This window comes from Flavobacterium kochi, from assembly GCF_048286715.1.
Lineage (GTDB): Bacteria > Bacteroidota > Bacteroidia > Flavobacteriales > Flavobacteriaceae > Flavobacterium.
In genome coordinates this window covers 1-21,261 of the sequence record NZ_JBLVPW010000025.1, presented here as the reverse complement: position 1 = coordinate 21,261, position 21,261 = coordinate 1, and the positions used below count along the sequence as shown (strand labels likewise).

Genomic DNA, 21,261 nt, shown 5'->3' with positions numbered 1-21,261 from the left:
CATTAGAGTTTTTAAATAATTTAATATGAACAAACAATTAACAGTTGTAATAACCACTTTCAATCGTGAAAATAGATTAATAAATCAATTGAAAAGTCTTTTCAATCAGCCTCTATACGAAAATTTACATATTGTTGTCTGTGATAATTGTTCTGATTATAATGTAGCTGAAGTTTTGTCTAATTCCTTTTCTTCAAAAGAATTAACATGCATAGAAATTATTAAAAGATCTTTTAATATTGGAATGATTGGGAATATTTCTAGCGCTTTTTTATTGGTAAAAACAAAATGGATGTGGCTGCTTTCTGACGATGATGAAACAACCCAGGATTCTATAGCTACAATAATTAAATTTATAGAAATGTATCCATTAATTATGGGACTTAAATTTACTAATATTAACGATTTAAATAGGAAAGAGTATATTCAGACTGATGTGGGCAGTATATCTGAACTATTGTTTTTTTGTAAAGAGAATGAAATAGATTTAGGTAATTTTATTTTTATGTCTAATAATGTATATAATATGGAAATTATTAAGCCATATTTGGGATCAGCGTTTGAATATTCGTATTCATATTTTCCTCATATAATTCCGTTAATTATTGGCCTTAACAATAATGATAAGCTAAAGTTTATACCACTATCAATTGTAGAATATAAAGAACCAGAAATTTGTGCTTCTAGTAATTATTTAGTTTCTGTTTATCTTGGTGCCATGTCTATTAATGATATTCCGTTAAATCTTTCTAAAAAGGATTTTGATGATTTTCGTAACTTTTTCAAAATGAATCCATTTTGGACAGTATCAACTGATTTTTATAATTCATCCTATCTTCAAAAAAAATATTTGTACAGAAAAATTTATAAATCAGTATTTAGTATTAACGGGTCTTTAAAGGATGCTGTCATATATAGATTGTTTTATTTTCAAATCTACATAGGAAGTAATTTTATTTCTAGTTTTTTTTTAAATTTAAAAAATATAATTAAAAAAGTTATAGTGATTATTAAAAATTAGTTGATCTATAAATTTCATAGACATCAACAAATTTAATATGGTAAAAAATAAATCATACCATTTTTGTGCTTAAATGCATTTGTAGAATATGAGAAAAATAAGTTTTAAATGGATGTAGTTTTAATTTTCAATGGATTGGGCAACCAAATGTCTCAGTATGCATTTTATTTGCGAAAAAAAAACATTAATGAATCGACATATTTTATTCCGTTTTGTCGAGATCACAATGGACTGGAATTAGATAGAGTTTTTAGAGTAAATTGTAAAGAAGCCCTTATTCAAGAAATGCTTTATATTTTGTTTAGAATTCTGCTAACAGATAAAGTAAAAATAATTAGCACTCCTATAAAACGATTACTTAATTTATTGAACTGTAAAATTGTAAAAGAAAATTTCAATTATAATTTCAATAAAGATTTTATGATCCCTTCTAAAGGGATTACTTTTTACTATGGGGGTTGGCATGCCGAAAAATATTTTCTAGAATCTAAAAAAGGTGTTATAAAAGCCTTTCAATTTAGTGAGCCTGATGATCAGGAAAATATTGGATACATTAATAAGATAAATGAAACAAACAGTGTATCAATACATGTAAGAAGAGGTGATTTTTTGAATGAAGAGAATGTTAATCTTTTTGGAGATGTTTGTACTAAGGCTTATTTTGAAAAAGCAATAAAATTAATAGAATCTAAAGTTAATAAACCACATTTTTTTGTTTTTTCTAATGATTTAACATGGGTAAAAGAAAATCTTATAATTAGTAATGTAGCATATGTTGCTTGTAATTCGGGAAAAGATTCATGGAAAGATATGTATTTAATGAGTTTATGCAAACACAATGTTATTTCAAATAGTACTTTTAGTTGGTGGGGGGCATGGCTTAATAAGGCTGCAAATAAAATAGTTATATCGCCAAGCCGATTTTTAAAAAATGATAGTTTTACAGATGTATATCCAAATTCATGGATTAAAATTTCTGAATATTAAATAGGAGTGATAAAATGAAAAAAATAACTTTTACTATTTGTGCAAAGAATTATATTGGGTTAGCATTAGCTTTGGAAAAATCAATTAGGGAACGCAATGATGATGTTGATTTTTTTATTTTTGTAGCAGATGAGTTTTCAGCAGAAGAAGAGATAGAAAACCTTCCGGATAATATTATTGTAGCTAAAAACACAATTGGTATTTCTCAAGAACAGTGGCAGCAAATGTCATTTAAATATGATTTGACGGAATTCTGTACTTCCATAAAGCCATCTTGTTTTAAATATTTATTTGAGCGGTTTAAACCTGACGCCTGTGTTTATTTTGATCCAGACATTTTAGTTTTTAATTCCTTAGATACTATTTATGATGAATTGGAATACAAATCTATAATTGTTACACCACATATCACAACCATACAGGATGTTTATACAGGTAAGCTAAACGAGCGCAATTTATTGTATTCGGGAATGTTTAATCTAGGATTTTTAGCCTTAAAAAACGATGCCAACGCAAAAAAAATGTTGGATTGGTGGGAAATTCGTCTAGAGGACAGATGTTTTCAAAATATGATGGAGAATTATTTTACCGATCAAAAGTGGATGGATTTTTTGCCCTCGTTTTTTCCAACTCAGTTATTGATTTCTCATGATTTGGGTTTGAATGTTGCTCCGTGGAATTTTTATGAACGGGAAATTATAAATAGGGACAATTCGCTTTTTGTAAAGAATCGTATAAAAAAAGAGGTTAATACTGTTTATCCACTAACATTTGTTCATTTTTCGGGATACAATTATAAAGCATTGATTGATGGAGAAATAATACAAGGGAATATTAAAAATTTTGAAGGGTACGAGGATTTTAAAGAAATCTTCGATAGATATGCCAAATTTATAAAACAAAGTGACTTCTCAAAATACATTAAATTAGGATATTCGTATAATTATTTTTCTAATCATGTAAGTATATCTAGTGTTTATAGAAAACTTTTTAGGAGATTATATGAAGATAAAAAAATCATTTCTAATCCATTTGATGCGGGTAATTCGTTTTATTTGTCCTTGCAGGGGGCAAAACTGATTAATGAAAAAATGCAAAAAACAGATAAGATTTCAATTGCTACTGTTGACAATGTAGAACAGAAAACTTTAATGTTAAATAGATTTTTTAAGATTGTATTTAAATGTATTGGAACAAATAAGTTTTTTATGTTGATTCGATTAATGCGATTATACTCAAAAACAGAAAATCATGTTTATTTGATTGATAAAAGTTATTTGAAGGATTTTAAAATCAGAAATTAACTTCTTAATGAAAATAACATATTTAGGTTTCAATTCATTTAAACATCACAAGAGGGGTGTTGAGAATGTTATTGATTTTCAATCCAAGGCTAGTTTTAGTGCAATTAATTATTATCTTCATTGGGATTCTGAAGAAACAATTTGTCATTATGAAAATTTGATTTGCATAGGAATTAAGAAGAATTTTTTTTGGTTTTTACGTTTAAATTCAGTTTTATATAAAATAAAGAAAAGAGATAGGAAGGTCTTTATTCATTCTCACAATCCTTTAATGACTATTCTTAGTATATATCAAAGTGACCTATATACCGTTCATGATGCATTATATTATTTAACAAGTGCGAATAATTATAAATTTAAAAAGCTATTCTTTCTTTTAGAAAAAATTTTATATCAAAGAACTCGTTTTGTTCATTTTATTTCTGAATATGCCAAGGAAATGAGTTTGTTTTCTGGAAATAAAAAATGGATAATAATTCCAAATACATCGCATTTGGAAAATTTTAAAATTGACATCGAAATTTTGATTCAGACTAATAGAATAAAGAAGTTTAATTCTTTAGCTACTAAAATTTTTATAGTAAGAAGTATTGAGGAAAGAGCAAGAATAGATTTACTTATTGAAGTTGCGAAATATCTTAAAGAAGAGAATTTTGAATTTTTTATTGCTGGAAAAGGCCCGCTATTAGATTTTTATAGCAATAAAATCAAATCTCTAAAATTGGATAACATCATGCTTTTAGGTTATGTTTCGGATAATGACTTAGTACAATATTACAAAGATTGTGATATAGTTTTAATGCCTGCAGAATATGGGGAAGGGTTCGGACTTCCAATTATTGAGGGTTATTTGTTTGATAAACCGGTTATAGGTTCTGATAGATGTGCTATTCCAGAGGTTATTTGTAATAAAGATTTTTTATTTGAAAATACACTAGAAAGTATTGTTCTAAAAATTAGGTTTGCTTGTGATAATCTAAAAGGTTCATATAGATTGTACTACGAAAGTAAATTTTCAAATTCAATGGTGATGAATAGTTTTAATCAATTATATAAAACTATTAAATAATGGAGGTTTATATAATTACATTATTAGTGTTTTTTTTATTCTCTTTTTTTGAAATTAGATGTGAATTAACTGAAAAGCAAAAAAGGATTTTGAGAATTATTCTATTTGTGATTTTAGTTTTTCAAGTTGGATTTCGTTGGAAGACTGGTACAGATTGGCCACCCTATTTAAATCATTTTAACAATACGTTTGAGTTATCTGATACTTTGATTTCAATTCTGTCTGGCTTTGAACCTGGTTATGCGTTTTTTGTTTTGCTTGTAAAAAAAATGTCGGATGATTATACGGTATTTCTAGTGATACATACTTTGATTTATTATTTTCTTGTTTTTCATGCATTTAAGAAATTAAGTCCTTTTTATTTCACTTCATTAATGATTTTTTACGTTACAACTTTAGGTGTAATGGGGTCTAATCGACAATTAATAGCATTGGCTATTTGCTTATATTCTCTAAAATATATTATCGATAAGAACGCATTTAAATTTTTCTTGTTGATTGGAATTGCTTTTTTATTTCATTCTACAGCATTGATATTTTGTGTTTTCTTTTTTTTAAACAAAGACATAAGGAAAATTTGGATTATTGGCGTTCTTTTTTTATCTTTTATTTTGGGCAAAACAAACCTTCCTTTTTTCATTTTTTCCTTTGTCGGTAATAGTATTGGTGGAGCAAGTGCAAATAAAGCAGATTTTTATACGGAAGGAGCAAAAGATTTTTTGGCTGAAAATCCGCTGGGGATTTTCGGTCTAATCAAAAGACTTTTTTTTCTTGTCTTATTCTCTTTGAATTATAATTTTTTAACTGCTAAATTAAAATATTACAAATTAATTTTTAATGGATATTATTTTGGATTAATTTTTTATTTTTTATTCTCAAGTACATTATTAATTTTGGTAAATAGAGGTAGTTTGTATTTTAATGTAATGGAATGTTTTCTTTTGGCAAGTCAATTTTTGATTATTAAAACCAGACTTGAAAGAAGTTACATTCTCGTTTTGTTGTTAGTCGTTTGTGTTTTTTTATTATTTCAATCTATTTCAGTTTATTCTGATTTATTTGTGCCTTATAAAGGAATATTGATTAACACAGGTTTTGATAGAGAAATGCGTTAAAGTTTTTGTTGTAATGTCGATGGGTAATTTACTATTGTAATAATTTCTAAACTTTAGGTTAAAAATATTAGTATGTTAAATAGAAGGATAATAATAATATCGGCAATAAATTTCTTTGAAGGAGGGCCGTTATCTGTACTTAATGATTGTTTAGATTTTGCAAGTAGAAGTAAATATCAAAATAAATATAAATTTATAGCCCTAGTGCATAAGGTAGATTTGTTTTTAGAAGAAGAATACCCGAATATAGAATTTGTAGAATATCCGAAATCTAGGCAATCATATTTTTACAGATTGTATTACGAATATATTTATTTTAAAAAATTTGCAAAAGAAAATAATGTTTCATTTTGGTTTTCATTGCATGACATAACTCCCTCTATTGGAAATATACCTCAGGCAGTATATTGTCATAACCCTTCTCCTTTTAATACAGTGAATTTTAAAGATATCCATATACAACCGACACAGTTTTTTTTTAGGTTATTTTATAGGTTTCTTTACCAGATAAATATAAAAAGGAATAAATATGTATTTGTACAGCAGTTGTGGATGAAGAATAGATTTGTAGAAATGTTCAATTTGGATAAAGATAAAGTCATTGTTGCACCTCCCCAAATCACAAATATTCCATCAGAATATTTAAAAATAAAGGAGGAAAATAAGATAAAAACTTTCTTCTTTCCTACTTTTCCGAGGCCTTTCAAAAATATTGAGGTTATCTGTGAAGCTGCTAAATTGGTTTTGGAAAAAAACAAAAATTTCAGAGTTGTAATAACAATTGATGGCTCTGAAAATAAATATTCTGAATCAATTGTTAAAGCTTATAAAGACATAAGTACTATTGATTTTATTGGATTAATAAAAAGAGAAGAAGTATATGATTATTATTCAAAGGTAAATTGTTTGATTTTTCCTTCTAAGCTCGAAACATGGGGATTGCCAATAAGTGAATTTAAGCAATTTAATAAGCCTATGATGGTTGCCGATTTGCCTTATGCAAAGGAAACAGTTGGAAGGTACGATTTTGTTAATTTTTTCAATATTGATGATCCAATTCAGTTATCTAAATTGATGATTGATTTTTTGGGAAATAAATCAATTTATGATAAAACCAATGGTATTAAGTATGAGCAACCTTATGTTCTTGGCTGGGGTGAATTATTTTCGACCCTTTTAAAATAAAAATGATATGATAAAAAGATACGGTATAAGTGGAGGAGCAAGGTTGTTGTTTTCATTAATCTATACAAAGCTTTTTTTTAGGCAAGCTCGATTGATTAGATTACCTTTTGATATAAGGAATAAACGATTCATTGAAATTGGTGAAGGATTTACTTCGGGTTATGGTTGTAGAATAGAGGCATTTCCTTTAAATGATGAAAACAAATGTTGCATTATAATTGGAAAAAATGTGCAAATAAACGATTATGTTCACATTGGAGCTGTTGGGTCTATTACAATTGGAGATAATGTGCTTATGGCAAGTAAAATATATATATCAGATCATAACCACGGAAGTTATAATGACTTAATAAGCGATCACCCAATGAGTTTACCAATGGATAGAAAAGCAACATGTAAACCAGTTGTAATTGGAGATAATGTGTGGCTGGGAGAATCTGTTTGCGTATTGCCTGGTGTAACTATAGGAGAAGGATGTGTTATAGGAGCATTATCTGTAGTTACGAAATCTATACCTCCATATTCAATAGCAGTAGGCAGTCCAGCTAAAGTAGTTAAAGAGTATGATTTTGAAATTAATAAATGGATAAAAAAATAAAATTATTATGAAACTAACTAGAACATATTTGGCAGACTTGATATTTGATAAATTATCAATTCACAAGGAGGAATTAAAGAAAGAGTTTAATCAAACAGGAAGGATTAATTCCTGTGCTATTGATAATCTTTTACCAGAGGAAGTAGCTAAAGAAATTTATGAAGCATATCCTACTCCAGAGGAAATGGCATTGCATAAATCATTAAGGGAAAATAAGAGAATTGCAGCTCAGATGGATTTATATAATCCAATATTAGAAGAAGCAGTATTTGCATTTCAAGATGAGAGAATAGTAAGAATTGTAGAAGAAATTACTGGTTTAAAAGAAATGACTCCAGATGAGCACTTGTACGCTGGAGGAATTAGTTTGATGGCTATGGGTAATTTTTTAAATCCTCATTTGGATAATTCACACGATAATGACAGAGAAAATTACCGTGTTTTAAATTTGTTGTATTATGTAACTCCCGATTGGGATATTAGTAATGGGGGTAATTTGGAACTCTGGGATAATGGTATGAGTAAACCTCAAAGAGTAATCCATTCTAAATTTAATCGTTTGGTACTGATGATTACCAATAAAACTTCTATACATTCTGTTAGTAAAGTTAGTGCATTAGGAAAACGATGCTGTGTGTCTAATTATTATTTTTCTAAGAAACCGGCTGAAGCTTCTGAATATTTCCATGTTACTTCTTTTTATGGAAGACCGGAAGAACCTGTTAAGAATATTTTTTTAAGAGCTGATGCATTTTTAAGACAAGCAGCTCGTCAGATTACAGGAAAAAGAATTGTAGAGACTAAGCATATTTATAAAAAATAATATTATTATAAATGAATATTACTGCTTCAGTTGTTTTATATAATAATGATTTTGATGAAATTTCTAGATTGTTGCGCTGTTTGGCTGTTTCTAAATTAGCTAAAATCTTCATTGTTGATAATTCCTTATCAGATAGATTGATTTCCATATGCTCGAGTGATAAAATAATTTACATCCATAATCCAACCAATCCAGGCTTTGGAGCAGCTCACAATAAAGCCATCAAAAATGCGATAGATTCAGGTTCAAATTATCATTTTATTATCAATCCCGATATTTATTTTGAGGGTGATGTCATTTCTCCTATGATTGATTACATGAAAAATGATACAACTATAGGTATGATGATGCCCCAAATATTAAATTTGGATGGTACGGTTCAAAACTTGCCAAAGCTATTGCCAAGTCCTTTGAATATATTATGGCGTAAAATAAAAAAACCTGAGATGGCCTACCAAAAGTTTATTAATGAATATGAACTTCGTAAAGTACCTAAAGAATTAATCTACAACGCACCTATTTTATCTGGATGCTTTACTTTGCTTAATTTGAAGGCTATCAAAGAAATTGGTTTTTATGATGATACTTATTTTATGTATTTTGAAGATTGGGATTTGTCTAGAAGAATGCATGTCAAATACAAGACTATTTATTTTCCTGAAGTTTCAGTTTATCATGGGTATGATTCGGGTGCTAATAAGAGTAGTAAACTATTTAAAATTTTCATCAATTCGGCTATTGTCTATTTTAATAAATGGGGATGGTTTTTTGATTCGGATAGAAAAGAAATAAATAAACGTGCCTTAGCTCAATTTAAGTAAATGAAAATAACAATTACAGGAGCGACGGGATTTGTTGGAATGAATCTTCAAAATTATCTAAAAACAGAACATGAAGTGACACCTATGAGTGTTCGCTACAAAACCAATCAAGAGTTCCAGATAATAGATGATGCTTTTATTCACTTAGCTGGTAAAGCGCATGATTTAAAGAAGGTTTCTATTCCGAAGGAGTATTATGACTCCAATTTTGAGTTGACCAAGCAATTGTTTGATGCTTTTTTAGTTTCAAAAGCCCCGGTTTTTATATTTATGAGTACTGTAAAAGCCGTAACAGATGTTGTAAATCGAATTTTGCTTGAAGATCAAGTTCCAAATCCCAAAACGCATTATGGAATTGCCAAGCATCAAGCAGAACTATATATTCTAGGTAAAGAAATTCCAAAAGAAAAACGAGTTTATATTCTTAGACCATGTATGATTCATGGGCCAGGAAACAAAGGGAATTTAAATTTATTATATCAATTGGTCTCCAAAGGTTTGCCGTGGCCTTTAGGGGCTTTTGAGAATCAACGCTCCTTTTTGAGTATTGAAAATCTTTGTTTTATAGTTAAAGAATTATTGGAAAATGAGTCGATTCCTTCTGGCATCTATCAAGCAGCCGATGATAAGCCGGTCTCAACCAATGAATTAATTAGATTGTTGGGAGTTAGTCTTGGTCGCAAAAGCGATATTTGGATTGTTAATTCTTCTTTTTTAAAGTCAATTTCAAAACTAGGGGATTATTTCCATTTACCTTTAAATTCAGAACGGTTGGAAAAATTAACGGAGAATTATATTGTAAGTAATGGGAAAGTCATGCAGGCAATTGGGAAACCTTTACCAGTTTCGGCAAAGGATGGATTACTGAAAACTTTTGGGTCGTTTAAAAAATAAAAATATTAAAATCATAAAAATGAAAATAGCTCTTATAACAGGAATCACTGGCCAAGATGGGGCGTATCTTGCCGATTTATTATTAAAAAAAGGGTATGAAGTTCACGGGATTAAACGTCGTAGTTCTTTGTTTAATACGGATCGTATTGATCATTTGTATCAAGACCCACATGAAAAAAATGTTCGTTTCAAATTACATTATGGTGATTTGAGTGATTCCACTAACTTAATCCGTATTATCCAAGAAGTGCAACCGGATGAAATTTATAACTTAGGAGCAATGAGTCATGTCAAAGTAAGTTTTGATACTCCAGAATATACTGCTAATGCAGATGGTATTGGGACATTGCGTTTGTTGGAGGCGATGCGTATATTAGGTTTGACAAAAAAAACAAAAATTTATCAAGCGTCAACTTCGGAATTGTATGGATTGGTGCAAGCTGTTCCGCAATCGGAAACTACTCCATTTTACCCACGTTCCCCTTATGCAGTTGCTAAAATGTATGCCTATTGGATTACTGTGAATTATAGGGAAGCTTATGGTATGTTTGCTTGTAATGGAATCTTGTTTAATCATGAAAGTCCTTTGCGGGGAGAAACTTTTGTAACTCGCAAAATTACGAGAGCGGTTTCTAAAATGGCTTTGGGATTGCAAGATAATTTATTTCTAGGAAATCTTGATGCTAGACGCGATTGGGGTCATGCCAAAGATTATGTAGAAGCAATGTGGTTGATTTTGCAGCAAGAGGAACCTGAAGATTATGTGATTGCTACCGGAGTTACGACTACTGTTCGTGATTTTGTGCGTATGTCTTTTTCTGAAGTAGGAATTGTTATTGAATTTAAAGGAGAGGGAGTGGAGGAAAAAGGATATGTGGTTTCTTGCTCTAATCGTGATTATCAAATTGAAATAGGAAAAGAAGTAGTGGCGGTAGATCATAAATATTTCCGTCCAACTGAAGTAGATTTGTTAATTGGTAATCCAACCAAATCTAATACAAAATTAGGATGGAAACCCAAGTACGACTTACCTATGTTGGTTAAAGAAATGATGGCTTCAGATGTAGAGCATTTTCAAAAAGAGAAAATGTTAAAAGAAGCAGGTTATTTTATCAAAAACCAATTTGAATAGGTCCTCGTTTCTCGATACAAAAAAAGCTATCGCATTTTTATAAAAAACACAAGAACTGACGAACTCTAGATACACTAAAAATGTCACTGGGAGTGTTTTTTAGACAAAGATCGATCGTGTTGTTTTTAAAGATATTACATTTCAGATTACAAATATTATTGTTATTTCATTTACAAAATAAATAAAATATGAACAAAAACGGTAAAATATATATTGCAGGTCATAGGGGTATGGTAGGTTCTGCCATTTTTCGGGCTTTGCAAGCGCAGGGATTCAGTAATTTTGTATTGCGTACTTCAGCAGAATTGGATTTGAGAAATCAACAGGCAGTTGCTGACTTTTTTATACAAGAAAAACCGGATTACGTGTTTTTGGCCGCCGCAAAGGTTGGTGGGATTGTCGCCAATAATACCTATAAAGCCGATTTTATTTACGAGAACTTGATGATTCAGAATAATGTGATCCATCAAGCCTATGCGAATAAAGTTAAGAAATTGATGTTCCTTGGTTCCTCCTGTATTTATCCAAAGTTAGCGCCACAGCCTCTGAAAGAAGATTATTTATTAACGGGAGTTTTAGAACCTACTAATGAACCCTATGCAATTGCTAAAATTGCGGGCATCAAAATGTGTGATGCATACAGGGATCAATATGGCTGCGATTTTATATCGGTAATGCCAACTAATTTATATGGGCCAAATGATAATTATGACCTTAATAATTCGCATGTTTTGCCTGCCATGTTGCGGAAGTTTATAACAGCGAAACACAATGGAGATGCAGCTGTGACCATTTGGGGAACTGGTAGTCCAAAGCGAGAATTTTTGCATGCCGATGATTTGGCAGAGGCGTGCCTTTTTTTAATGGAAAATTACGATGAAGCTGGATTGGTTAATATTGGAATCGGAGAAGATATTTCTATCTTTGATTTAGCTAAATTAGTAAAGAAAATAGTTGACTTTGAAGGAGAAATTTTGACAGATACTACAAAGCCAGATGGAACACCTCGTAAATTGATGGACGTTTCTAAACTGAATAGATTGGGTTGGAAAGCGAAAATTAGTTTGGAAGCAGGCATTCAAAAAGTATATCAGGAAATAAAAGATTATGACTGGTCCCTCGAATAATATGCTCTTCTTAATTCTTAGTTTTCTTCTTTTCGATACAATTTTCTGTAGAAAATCAATTGAAATTGTGAAAATAAAATTAAAAACTAATGGTTATAAATGTGTTTACATATGGTAAATAGACCACGGATGATAAAACAGGTTGAAAATAAGGGATAGTTAGAAATATAAAATAATAATATGATCATTGAAAAAACAATTATAGAAGATTTAGTAATCATTACTCCGACAGTTTTTGAAGATTCGAGAGGCTATTTTTTTGAAGCGTACAATCAGACTAAATTCCATGAAAATGGAATCAACTATCAATTTATACAAGACAATCAATCTTTCTCCAAACGTGGGGTGATTCGAGGATTGCATTTGCAAATTAATCCTTTTGCTCAAGCGAAGTTAGTACGAGTACTGCAAGGAGAAATTCTGGATGTAGCAGTAGATTTACGTAAAAACTCATCTACTTACGGACAACATTTTAGTGTGCTTTTAAGTTCAGACAATAAAAAACAATTGATGGTGCCTCACGGATTTGCTCATGGATTTTCAGTTTTGAGTGAAACCGCTTCGGTACTTTATAAAGTAGATCAATTGTATCACAAGGAGAGCGAAAGAGGGATTCGTTATGATGACGCTACTTTAGCTATTGATTGGCAAGTAAATCCAGGGGAGATTATTGTTTCTGAAAAGGATTTGATATTGCCTAATTTTAATCAAATCGATTGGATTTTTGAATAATATGAAAAAAATTTTAGTAACAGGAGCAAAAGGGCAATTAGGCTCAGAATTAGTATTATTATCAAAAAATTATAATCAATTTGATTGGGTTTTTACAGACAGAGAGGAACTCGATCTATGTGATTTAACAAATTTGGAATCTGACCTAAGCACTATTAATCCTCAGATAATTATAAATTGTGCTGCGCATACGGCAGTTGACAAAGCGGAGTCGGAAGTTGAATTGTCAGATGTTTTAAATCATCAGTCGATAGCTGTTCTTGCTAAATGGAGTCATTCGAATGCGTGTCAATTAATACATGTTTCTACAGATTATGTTTTTGACGGAAGTGCTGCAATAGCATTGACCGAAACTGCTCAAACCAATCCCATTAATGTGTATGGCATTACAAAATTAGCAGGGGAAAAGGCTTGTTTGCAAGAAAATCCAGATTCAATTATTATAAGAACCTCGTGGGTTTATTCTAGCTTTGGCAACAATTTTGTAAAAACTATGTCGAAATTAATGCAAGAAAGAGATAGTTTGAATGTGGTAAATGATCAAATTGGGAGCCCTACTTATGCAGCGGATTTAGCGCAAGCCATTATGACAATACTAACACATAATAATTGGCAAGCAGGTATTTATAATTTTTCCAATGAAGGGGAAATCAGCTGGTATGAATTTGCTTTGGCGATAAAGGAAATTGGTAATTTTGACTGTAAAATTATTGGAATATCGTCCTCTAATTATCCAACTCCTGCAAAACGACCACAGTATTCTTTATTGGATAAAAGCAAAATAAAAAACACTTTTGGAGTTATAGTGCCAGAATATAAAGAAAGTTTGAAAAAATGCATACAGGTTACAGGTTAAAGGTTTCACCAGTGCTCGATATAATTTTTATAAAAATGCTTTTGCTATTTTATAAAATCACTCAAACTGATAAGTAATAAAAATATACAAATGAAAAAAATCTTAATAACAGGTGGAGCCGGTTTTATTGGGTCCCACGTAGTAAGGCGTTTCGTAAACAAGTATCCACAATATCAAATTTTTAATTTAGACGCACTAACTTATGCAGGAAATCTAGAAAACATTGTTGATATAGAGGCGGCCCCTAATTACACTTTTATAAAAGGAGATATTGTTGACGCAGAATTTATTAATCAATTATTTGCGGAGCATTTATTTGATGGTGTTTTGCATTTGGCTGCCGAATCACATGTGGATCGTTCTATAACTGATCCATTATCCTTTGTGAAAACAAATGTCATTGGAACCATGAATCTATTGAATGCTGCTAAGGCTATTTGGCAAAATAATTATGAAGGAAAGCGTTTTTACCACATCAGTACCGATGAGGTGTATGGAAGCTTAGGTGCAGAAGGATTATTTACCGAGACCACTGCATATGATCCTAATTCGCCTTATTCGGCTTCAAAAGCCAGTTCTGATCATTTTGTCAGAGCGTATGGCGAAACTTATGGTTTACCTTACGTGTTAACTAATTGTTCCAATAATTATGGTCCTTTTCATTTTCCGGAAAAATTGATTCCTTTATTTATTAATAATATCATTCAAAACAAACCTTTGCCCGTTTATGGTGATGGGAAATACACCCGTGATTGGCTCTTTGTAGAAGATCATGCCGTGGCGATTGATTTAGTTTTCCATGAAGGTGTCAATCATGACACTTATAACATTGGCGGTTTTAATGAATGGCAAAATATTGATTTGGTAAAGTTGCTTTGTAAGATAATGGATGAGAAACTGGGAAGAGTGCCAGGGACATCCGAGCAATTGATTGCTTATGTAAAAGACCGTCCAGGACATGATTTGCGCTATGCTATTGATGCCAGTAAGATAAACAAAGAGTTGGGATGGAAGCCTTCCGTTACTTTCGAGCAGGGATTGGAAAGAACCGTAAACTGGTATCTGGAAAATCAAACTTGGTTGAATAATATTACTTCAGGGGAATATGCTACGTATTACGAAAAACAATATAACTAATCAAAAGCTAAAAATAATATGAAAGGAATTATATTAGCTGGGGGTTCAGGAACCCGTTTGCATCCTTTAACATTGGCAATGAGTAAACAAATGATGCCGGTGTATGACAAACCTATGATTTATTATCCGTTATCTACTTTAATGATGGCAGGGATCAATGAAATATTAATTATTTCAACCCCACATGATTTGCCTAATTTTAAAAAATTATTAGGAGACGGAAATACAATAGGTTGTCAATTCAGTTATGCTGAACAAGCTATTCCTAACGGTTTAGCGCAAGCTTTTGTTATTGGGGAAGAATTTATCGGAAAAGATAGTGTAGCCTTAGTTTTAGGGGATAATATTTTCTTTGGTTCCAATATGGATGAGTTGTTACAGTCCAATACTAATCCGGCAGGTGGGGTTGTGTTTGCTTATCACGTTTCAGATCCTGAACGATATGGTGTTGTTGAATTTGATTCTAATTTTAAAGCGCTTTCTATTGAGGAAAAACCAGTGGAGCCGAAATCAAATTATGCGGTGCCTGGTTTGTATTTTTATGATAATACAGTAGTGGAAATTGCCAAGAATATCAAACCCAGTGCTCGTGGAGAATATGAAATTACTGATGTGAACAAAGTGTATTTAGAAAAAGGAGCTTTGAAAGTAGGAATTTTAAGTAGAGGGACCGCTTGGTTAGATACCGGAACTTTTAATAGCTTGATGCAGGCGGGACAATTTGTTCAGGTTATTGAAGAACGTCAGGGATTGAAGGTCGGTTGTATTGAAGAAATTGCCTGGAGGCAAGGTTTTATTACTGAGCAACAACTAAAAGACCTGGCTGATCCTTTGAAAAAATCGGGCTATGGCGAATATCTTTTGAGCTTATTGAAGCACAAGTTGTAAGTGTTTTAGGTAGCATCGTTCAAGTTTTAGACTGAATTTAGATAGTAGATTTCCGGATTACACATAGTTTAAAATATGGTATACATTACATTAATTATTTTATTGGTTGGTATTGAACTTATTTATTTCAAAATTGCAGATAAATACAATATAATCGATAAACCCAATAGTAGATCGTCTCATACTTCCGTTACTTTAAGAGGCGGTGGTATTATTTTTCCAATAGCGATTAGTCTCGCTTTTTTTCTGGGATATGTTTCCTGGTCAATAGCACTGGCAGTAGTATTGGTAGCGGTTGTTAGTTTTATTGACGATATCAAACCGTTATCCCAGTTGCCTCGATTTGTATCACATGTTATAGCCGTTGGTTTGGTTTTTTACGAGTTACACTTATTTTTTGAACCGATTTGGCTGCTTCCTATTGTGTTTGTATTATTAATAGGTTGGGTAAATGCTTTTAATTTTATGGACGGTATTAATGGAATAACCGTTTTATATGCATTAACGGCTATCGTTAGTTTTTCTTTTTTATCCATTAACAAAGCCAGTTTGCCATTGCTAATTACTATGGGATTGTCTTGTTTTGCTTTTGGGATATTTAATGTTAGAAAAAAAGCAAAAACCTTTGCAGGGGATGTTGGTAGTATTAGTATGGCACTTTTTTTAGGCTATTTTATGATAAAGACTATTATTGATTCGGGGCAATTTGGCTATATTCTTTTCTTTTCCGTTTATGGGATTGATGCCATTATTACCATCGTGAATAGATTACTTAAAAAAGAAAATATATTTCAACCACACCGTTCTCATTTGTATCAGTATTTGGCCAATGAAATGGGCTATTCTCATATTTTAGTTTCCTTAATTTATGCAGGATTTCAAGTAGGAATAAATGGATTTATTATTTATATGGATATCAAAGGATATTTAACCCTATTCTTTATAGGGGGATTTTTACTAGTACTGACTTTTATTTATTTACTAGTCCGAAAGTTTGTTATTCGTAAAATGATTCTGAGAAATTTGTAATACGTTTTTTTACTTGTATTTTAATCTACAATAAAATACTTTAAAAGGTATGATAAAACGTTTTTTTGATATTATTTTCTCCCTCTTTCACTTCTCTTATTTTTTTGGGTTGTATTAATTTCTTGGCTGCTTGCAGCAATAGATACACGTACTAGTGGAATCTTCATCCAAGAGCGGATTGGTCAATTTGGTGCGCTATTCAAAATTTATAAACTCCGCACGATTCAAGTTTTACCCTATTCGGAAAAAGTCCGTATTTCCAAAATAGGTAAGGTACTTCGTCGCTATAAATTAGACGAGTTGCCGCAATTCTTTAATGTTTTAAAAGGAGAAATGAGTGTAGTAGGTCCAAGACCAGATTTGCCAGGTTATTATGATTTGTTAGAAGGTGAAAATCGTAAAATATTGGAATTAAAACCTGGATTAACCAGTTTAGCCTCTTTAAAATATAGCAAAGAGGGGTGTTTGTTAGAAAAGCAGACATCACCTACTGCTTGCAACAGTGTAATTTTTTCGGATAAAGTAAAACTGAATTTAGACTATTATTATCATCGAAGTTTTTGGGGAGATATCACCATTATTTTGAAAACTATTTGCTTTGTTTTTTTTTTTTTGAAAAAAATAAAGCAAATAGTTGAATGTTATGACCAGAATCTAAGAGTGATTTTTTTCTTAATTTAGCAAAATACGATTTCCATCGTTTTTATTTTTTAGAAGATGCATAAAAATAAAATTTGGCTTTCGGCTCCTCATATGGGAGGGAGCGAACTGAAATACATACAGCAAGCATTTGATTCGAATTGGATTGCTCCAGTCGGATCAAACATAGATTGTTTCGAACAAGATTTAGAGGCCTATTTAGGCTCGTGTCATGTTGCCGTTTTAAATTCTGGTACGGCAGCCATTCATTTGGGATTAATTCTTTTGGGAGTGCAGGCGGGAGATATCGTAATTTGTCAGAGTATGACTTTTTCAGCTTCAGCCAATCCAATTTTATATTTGGGTGCAACTCCGGTCTTTATAGACAGTGAATCGGAAACATGGAATTTGTGTCCCATTGCACTTGAAGAAGCTATTGTAGATACTATTGCAAAAGGTAAAAAGCCCAAAGTAATACTCACCGTTCATTTGTATGGGGTTCCGTATAAAATTGATGAGATCAGAGCGGTTGCCGATAAGTATTCCATTTCCATTCTTGAAGATAGCGCCGAAGCATTGGGAAGTAGCTACAAGGGACAACGATGCGGTACTTTTGGGGATGTTGGGATTTTCTCTTTCAATGGAAGTAAAATCATAACTACTTCTGGAGGAGGAGCGTTAGTAACTCATTCGAAAGAACTAAAAGATAAAGCCATTTTTTTGGCGACACAAGCCAGAGATGTAGCACCGCATTACCAGCATAGTGAAATAGGGTACAATTATAGAATGAGTAATATCTGTGCGGGTATCGGACGCGGACAAATGGAAGTTTTGGATCATCATATTGGCTTAAGAAGAAGCATGCATGAATTTTATGTCGAAGTATTTAAAGATATTGAAGGAGTTACCGTTTTTAAAGTCCCTAATGCTAATCATTTTTCTAATTATTGGTTGAGTACTATTCTAATAAATCCTTTGGAAACCAATGGGGTTACAAGAGAAACCTTAAGATGGGCATTGGAAGCAGAAAATATTGAGTCTAGACCTTTGTGGAAGCCCATGCACTTACAACCTGTCTTTTACAACTACCCTTATTATGGCAATCAAATTGCCGAAACCCTTTTTAATAATGGACTTTGTTTACCATCAGGTTCTAATATGTCTCCGGATGATTGTAACCGTATAAAATCCGTAATCTTACAATTGTTTTGGAAATAGAAATGAAGAAGCTGTTTCTAAAAAAAAGATGACATGATTCAGTTTTGTTGTTTAATTGCTTTTAAAAATTAAATTGGATTGCTTTGTTTCCCTTTATCTATTAATTAATTGTTATTTTTGTTTTTAATAAAAACAGTAATCTTTAAAAAACATTATTTTGAGTGATACTAACTCTGGTTCATCGCCTATAAACTCTAATTTTTTTTCAAGAGAAAACTTGAAATTTAATATTCATAATTTGAGCTATCTGCCCAGATGGATTATTATTATGATAGATTTTTCAGTTTTAGTTTTGTCGTTTTTTTTTACTATTCTAATATTTAAAGGAACAGGATTAGACTATATAATTACACCACATAGTTTTTTATTCATAGGGTCTTTTTTTACGGTTAATATTTTCTTTTTTTGGTTGTTTAGGACCTATTCCGGAATTATTCGTCACTCTTCTTATATTGATGCGGTTAAGCTTTTGTTTTCACAAATGGCAGTGCTTGTCATATTTCTTTTTTTTAATTTTGGGTATGAGTTGTTGTATGGCGATAAAGCTTTTTTAAATACTGCTTTTTTTATCAATATAGTGCTTTCTTTTTGCGGGTTATTCTTGTACCGGGTTATAATTAAGCAAACTTTTGAGTTTTATTTTTCAGAACAAGGAACAAATAAATTAATTAGAACGATTATTTATGGTACGGATGCTAATGCCATATCAGTTGCCAACGCTTTAAAATTTGAGACACCTACCCGATTTAAAATTGTAGGATTTGTTGATAAAAACAACCAAAATGCAACTAAACGCATGTTGGATTTGCCAATATTAATTAAAAAGAAAAAGCTACCACCATTAATGCGTTCCGTTAATGCCCAAGCGGTTATTATTGCCGATAAAAGTTTGTCAAAAGAAGAACAATTAATTATTGTTGACCAATGTTTAGAATTCAATTACACTGTATATACGGTACCATTGATTTCCGATTGGGAAAATCAAAAAGAAATTTCCAAAAAAGTAAAAAACATTCAAATTGAAGATTTACTGGAAAGAAAGCCCATTGTATTAGACAGTAAATTGATTTCTAAGCAGCTTAAAGATAAAACCATACTTATTACCGGTGCTGCAGGATCTATTGGGAGTGAAATTGTACGTCAGGTATTAGTTTTTAATCCAAAAAAAGTCGTTATTTTAGATCAGGCTGAAACACCTTTACATCATCTTTGTTTAGAATTGCAAAATCTGGATTCCAATATAAAAATTCATAATGTTATCGCTGATGTAAGAAATAAAATAGCCATGAACAAGGTTTTTAAACGCTATCAACCTCAGGTGGTTTTTCATGCAGCAGCCTATAAACATGTGCCGCTTATGGAGGAAAATCCTAGTCAAGCAATTCTTACGAATGTAAAGGGGACCAAATATCTTGCTGATTTGTCTTGTTTGTACAAAGTTAAAAAATTTGTGATGGTATCTACTGACAAAGCAGTAAACCCCAGTAATGTAATGGGAGCCAGCAAAAGAATAGCCGAAAAATATGTGCAATCCTTGCAATTAAAAAATAAGAATGAAGAGGAAAAAAATGCTACAAAATTTATTACCACTCGTTTTGGAAATGTTTTAGGTTCCAATGGTTCTGTAGTCCCTTTGTTTACCAAACAAATAGCTGATGGGGGACCGGTTACGATTACCCACCCTGATATCATTAGGTATTTTATGACCATACCGGAAGCCTGTCAATTAGTTTTAGAAGCGGGAGCGATGGGGAATGGTGGAGAGATTTATATTTTTGATATGGGAAAACCGGTGAAAATTATTGATTTGGCAAAAAAGATGATTAAGCTGGCTGGATTTATTCCAGATAAAGAAATCAAAATACAGATTGTCGGATTAAGACCCGGAGAGAAATTATATGAAGAACTGCTTAATGATACCTCAAAAACATTACCTACTTACCACGAAAAAATTATGATTTCAGAAGAAATTCTAGATGAATTTGAAGACCTTAATACTGATATTGAGGAGCTGATAGAGGCTGCCAATCACCATGAAAACGATCACATCGTAATGAAAATGAAAAAAATTGTACCGGAGTTTAAAAGTATGAATTCCAGTTTTGAATTATTAGACAACTAACAATTGCTTTTAGAGCGTTAAAAAAAAAGTCGTAAAGAACTATTCTTTTCGACTTTTTTTGTTTAGACACATTCAGAAGTAAGCTCAGATTTCAATAGAATAAATAAAAAAACACCAATTTTGATTTGCTCAAGGTTGGTGTTTTTCATTTTTAGGTGATTTTTGTTAAAAAAAGCATGATTTTGGTCTGAACAAAACACACGTTACCTAAGGAAGTTTTGTATGTTTTTTTAAGCTGCTATACTAGTACCTATAGCAGTAAAAGTGTACACTAGCGTTCTGATGCTGGATTCTTCTTCCGATTTCTAAAGCATTGGCAGTATGTTTGCTTTGCCCGGAATAGGGTGTACACCCTATTCTATCTAACTTATTATAAGGAATTATATAACATACTGATTTTCACAATAATATATTGCCTAATTCTTCAGAGAAACCATCTATTCAGTAGTTTTTAAGTTATACCTAATTCTTCAAATGAAATGTTTGAGTTTTTCATCATTCGTTTGACGGCAGCTATACGTTTTTGTTTAACCAGCCCTTCGTAAATCTCGTTTTGTATTGGCT

At 31.4% G+C, this 21,261-nt stretch carries 20 protein-coding genes; all 20 read left to right on the top strand.

The annotated features are described in order from the left end of the window. Window positions 1-25 precede the first annotated feature (25 nt). Window positions 26-1,021, top strand: coding sequence for a glycosyltransferase family 2 protein (locus ACNQGH_RS18080; RefSeq protein ID WP_417957411.1), 996 nt, complete (start codon window positions 26-28; stop codon window positions 1,019-1,021). Between the two features lie 108 nt (window positions 1,022-1,129). Then, entirely contained in the window at window positions 1,130-2,008 is an 879-nt protein-coding gene (locus ACNQGH_RS18075; RefSeq protein ID WP_417957410.1) for an alpha-1,2-fucosyltransferase, read from the top strand. 14 nt (window positions 2,009-2,022) lie between these two features. Next, window positions 2,023-3,312: a glycosyltransferase family protein gene (locus ACNQGH_RS18070; RefSeq protein WP_417957409.1), complete on the top strand. Its 1,290-nt coding sequence runs from the start codon at window positions 2,023-2,025 to the stop codon at window positions 3,310-3,312. 7 nt (window positions 3,313-3,319) lie between these two features. Continuing rightward, the gene (locus tag ACNQGH_RS18065) at window positions 3,320-4,381 is read left to right on the top strand and encodes a glycosyltransferase (protein ID WP_417957408.1); all 1,062 of its coding nucleotides are present in this window, start codon (window positions 3,320-3,322) and stop codon (window positions 4,379-4,381) included. Further along, the gene (locus ACNQGH_RS18060; protein ID WP_417957407.1) at window positions 4,381-5,496 is read left to right on the top strand and encodes an EpsG family protein; all 1,116 of its coding nucleotides are present in this window, start codon (window positions 4,381-4,383) and stop codon (window positions 5,494-5,496) included. Before ACNQGH_RS18065 ends, ACNQGH_RS18060 begins: the two co-directional genes overlap by 1 nt. Window positions 5,497-5,568: 72 nt before the next feature. Beyond that, a complete protein-coding gene (locus ACNQGH_RS18055; RefSeq protein WP_417957406.1) occupies window positions 5,569-6,681 on the top strand; it encodes a glycosyltransferase in 1,113 nt (370 codons plus the stop codon). A 7-nt stretch (window positions 6,682-6,688) separates the two neighbouring features. Further along, the gene (locus tag ACNQGH_RS18050; RefSeq protein ID WP_417957405.1) at window positions 6,689-7,279 is read left to right on the top strand and encodes a DapH/DapD/GlmU-related protein; all 591 of its coding nucleotides are present in this window, start codon (window positions 6,689-6,691) and stop codon (window positions 7,277-7,279) included. 7 nt (window positions 7,280-7,286) lie between these two features. Then, window positions 7,287-8,102: a 2OG-Fe(II) oxygenase gene (locus ACNQGH_RS18045; RefSeq protein ID WP_417957404.1), complete on the top strand. Its 816-nt coding sequence runs from the start codon at window positions 7,287-7,289 to the stop codon at window positions 8,100-8,102. A gap of 11 nt (window positions 8,103-8,113) precedes the next feature. Further along, the gene (locus ACNQGH_RS18040; RefSeq protein ID WP_417957403.1) at window positions 8,114-8,923 is read left to right on the top strand and encodes a glycosyltransferase; all 810 of its coding nucleotides are present in this window, start codon (window positions 8,114-8,116) and stop codon (window positions 8,921-8,923) included. After that, window positions 8,924-9,817: an NAD-dependent epimerase/dehydratase family protein gene (locus tag ACNQGH_RS18035; RefSeq protein ID WP_417957402.1), complete on the top strand. Its 894-nt coding sequence runs from the start codon at window positions 8,924-8,926 to the stop codon at window positions 9,815-9,817. 19 nt (window positions 9,818-9,836) lie between these two features. Beyond that, complete coding sequence (gene gmd, locus ACNQGH_RS18030) at window positions 9,837-10,949, top strand: GDP-mannose 4,6-dehydratase (protein ID WP_417957401.1); 1,113 nt, start codon at window positions 9,837-9,839, stop codon at window positions 10,947-10,949. 188 nt (window positions 10,950-11,137) lie between these two features. Further along, a complete protein-coding gene (fcl, locus tag ACNQGH_RS18025) occupies window positions 11,138-12,076 on the top strand; it encodes a GDP-L-fucose synthase (protein ID WP_417957400.1) in 939 nt (312 codons plus the stop codon). 180 nt (window positions 12,077-12,256) lie between these two features. After that, window positions 12,257-12,808, top strand: a complete 552-nt coding sequence (gene rfbC / locus ACNQGH_RS18020) for a dTDP-4-dehydrorhamnose 3,5-epimerase (protein WP_417957399.1) — start codon at window positions 12,257-12,259, stop codon at window positions 12,806-12,808. 1 nt (window position 12,809) lies between these two features. Further along, window positions 12,810-13,664: a dTDP-4-dehydrorhamnose reductase gene (gene rfbD / locus ACNQGH_RS18015; protein WP_417957398.1), complete on the top strand. Its 855-nt coding sequence runs from the start codon at window positions 12,810-12,812 to the stop codon at window positions 13,662-13,664. Window positions 13,665-13,754: 90 nt separating this feature from the next. Beyond that, window positions 13,755-14,801: a dTDP-glucose 4,6-dehydratase gene (rfbB, locus tag ACNQGH_RS18010; protein ID WP_417957397.1), complete on the top strand. Its 1,047-nt coding sequence runs from the start codon at window positions 13,755-13,757 to the stop codon at window positions 14,799-14,801. Window positions 14,802-14,819: 18 nt separating this feature from the next. Then, a complete protein-coding gene (rfbA, locus tag ACNQGH_RS18005; RefSeq protein WP_417957396.1) occupies window positions 14,820-15,689 on the top strand; it encodes a glucose-1-phosphate thymidylyltransferase RfbA in 870 nt (289 codons plus the stop codon). A gap of 75 nt (window positions 15,690-15,764) precedes the next feature. Beyond that, a complete protein-coding gene (locus ACNQGH_RS18000; protein WP_417957395.1) occupies window positions 15,765-16,718 on the top strand; it encodes an MraY family glycosyltransferase in 954 nt (317 codons plus the stop codon). Window positions 16,719-16,835: 117 nt separating this feature from the next. Then, on the top strand, window positions 16,836-17,399 hold the full coding sequence (locus tag ACNQGH_RS17995) for a sugar transferase (protein WP_417957436.1): 564 nt from the start codon (window positions 16,836-16,838) through the stop codon (window positions 17,397-17,399). A 36-nt stretch (window positions 17,400-17,435) separates the two neighbouring features. Further along, a complete protein-coding gene (locus ACNQGH_RS17990; RefSeq protein WP_417957394.1) occupies window positions 17,436-18,575 on the top strand; it encodes a DegT/DnrJ/EryC1/StrS family aminotransferase in 1,140 nt (379 codons plus the stop codon). 157 nt (window positions 18,576-18,732) lie between these two features. Then, a complete protein-coding gene (locus tag ACNQGH_RS17985; protein WP_417957393.1) occupies window positions 18,733-20,697 on the top strand; it encodes a polysaccharide biosynthesis protein in 1,965 nt (654 codons plus the stop codon). The last annotated feature ends 564 nt before the right edge of the window (window positions 20,698-21,261 follow it).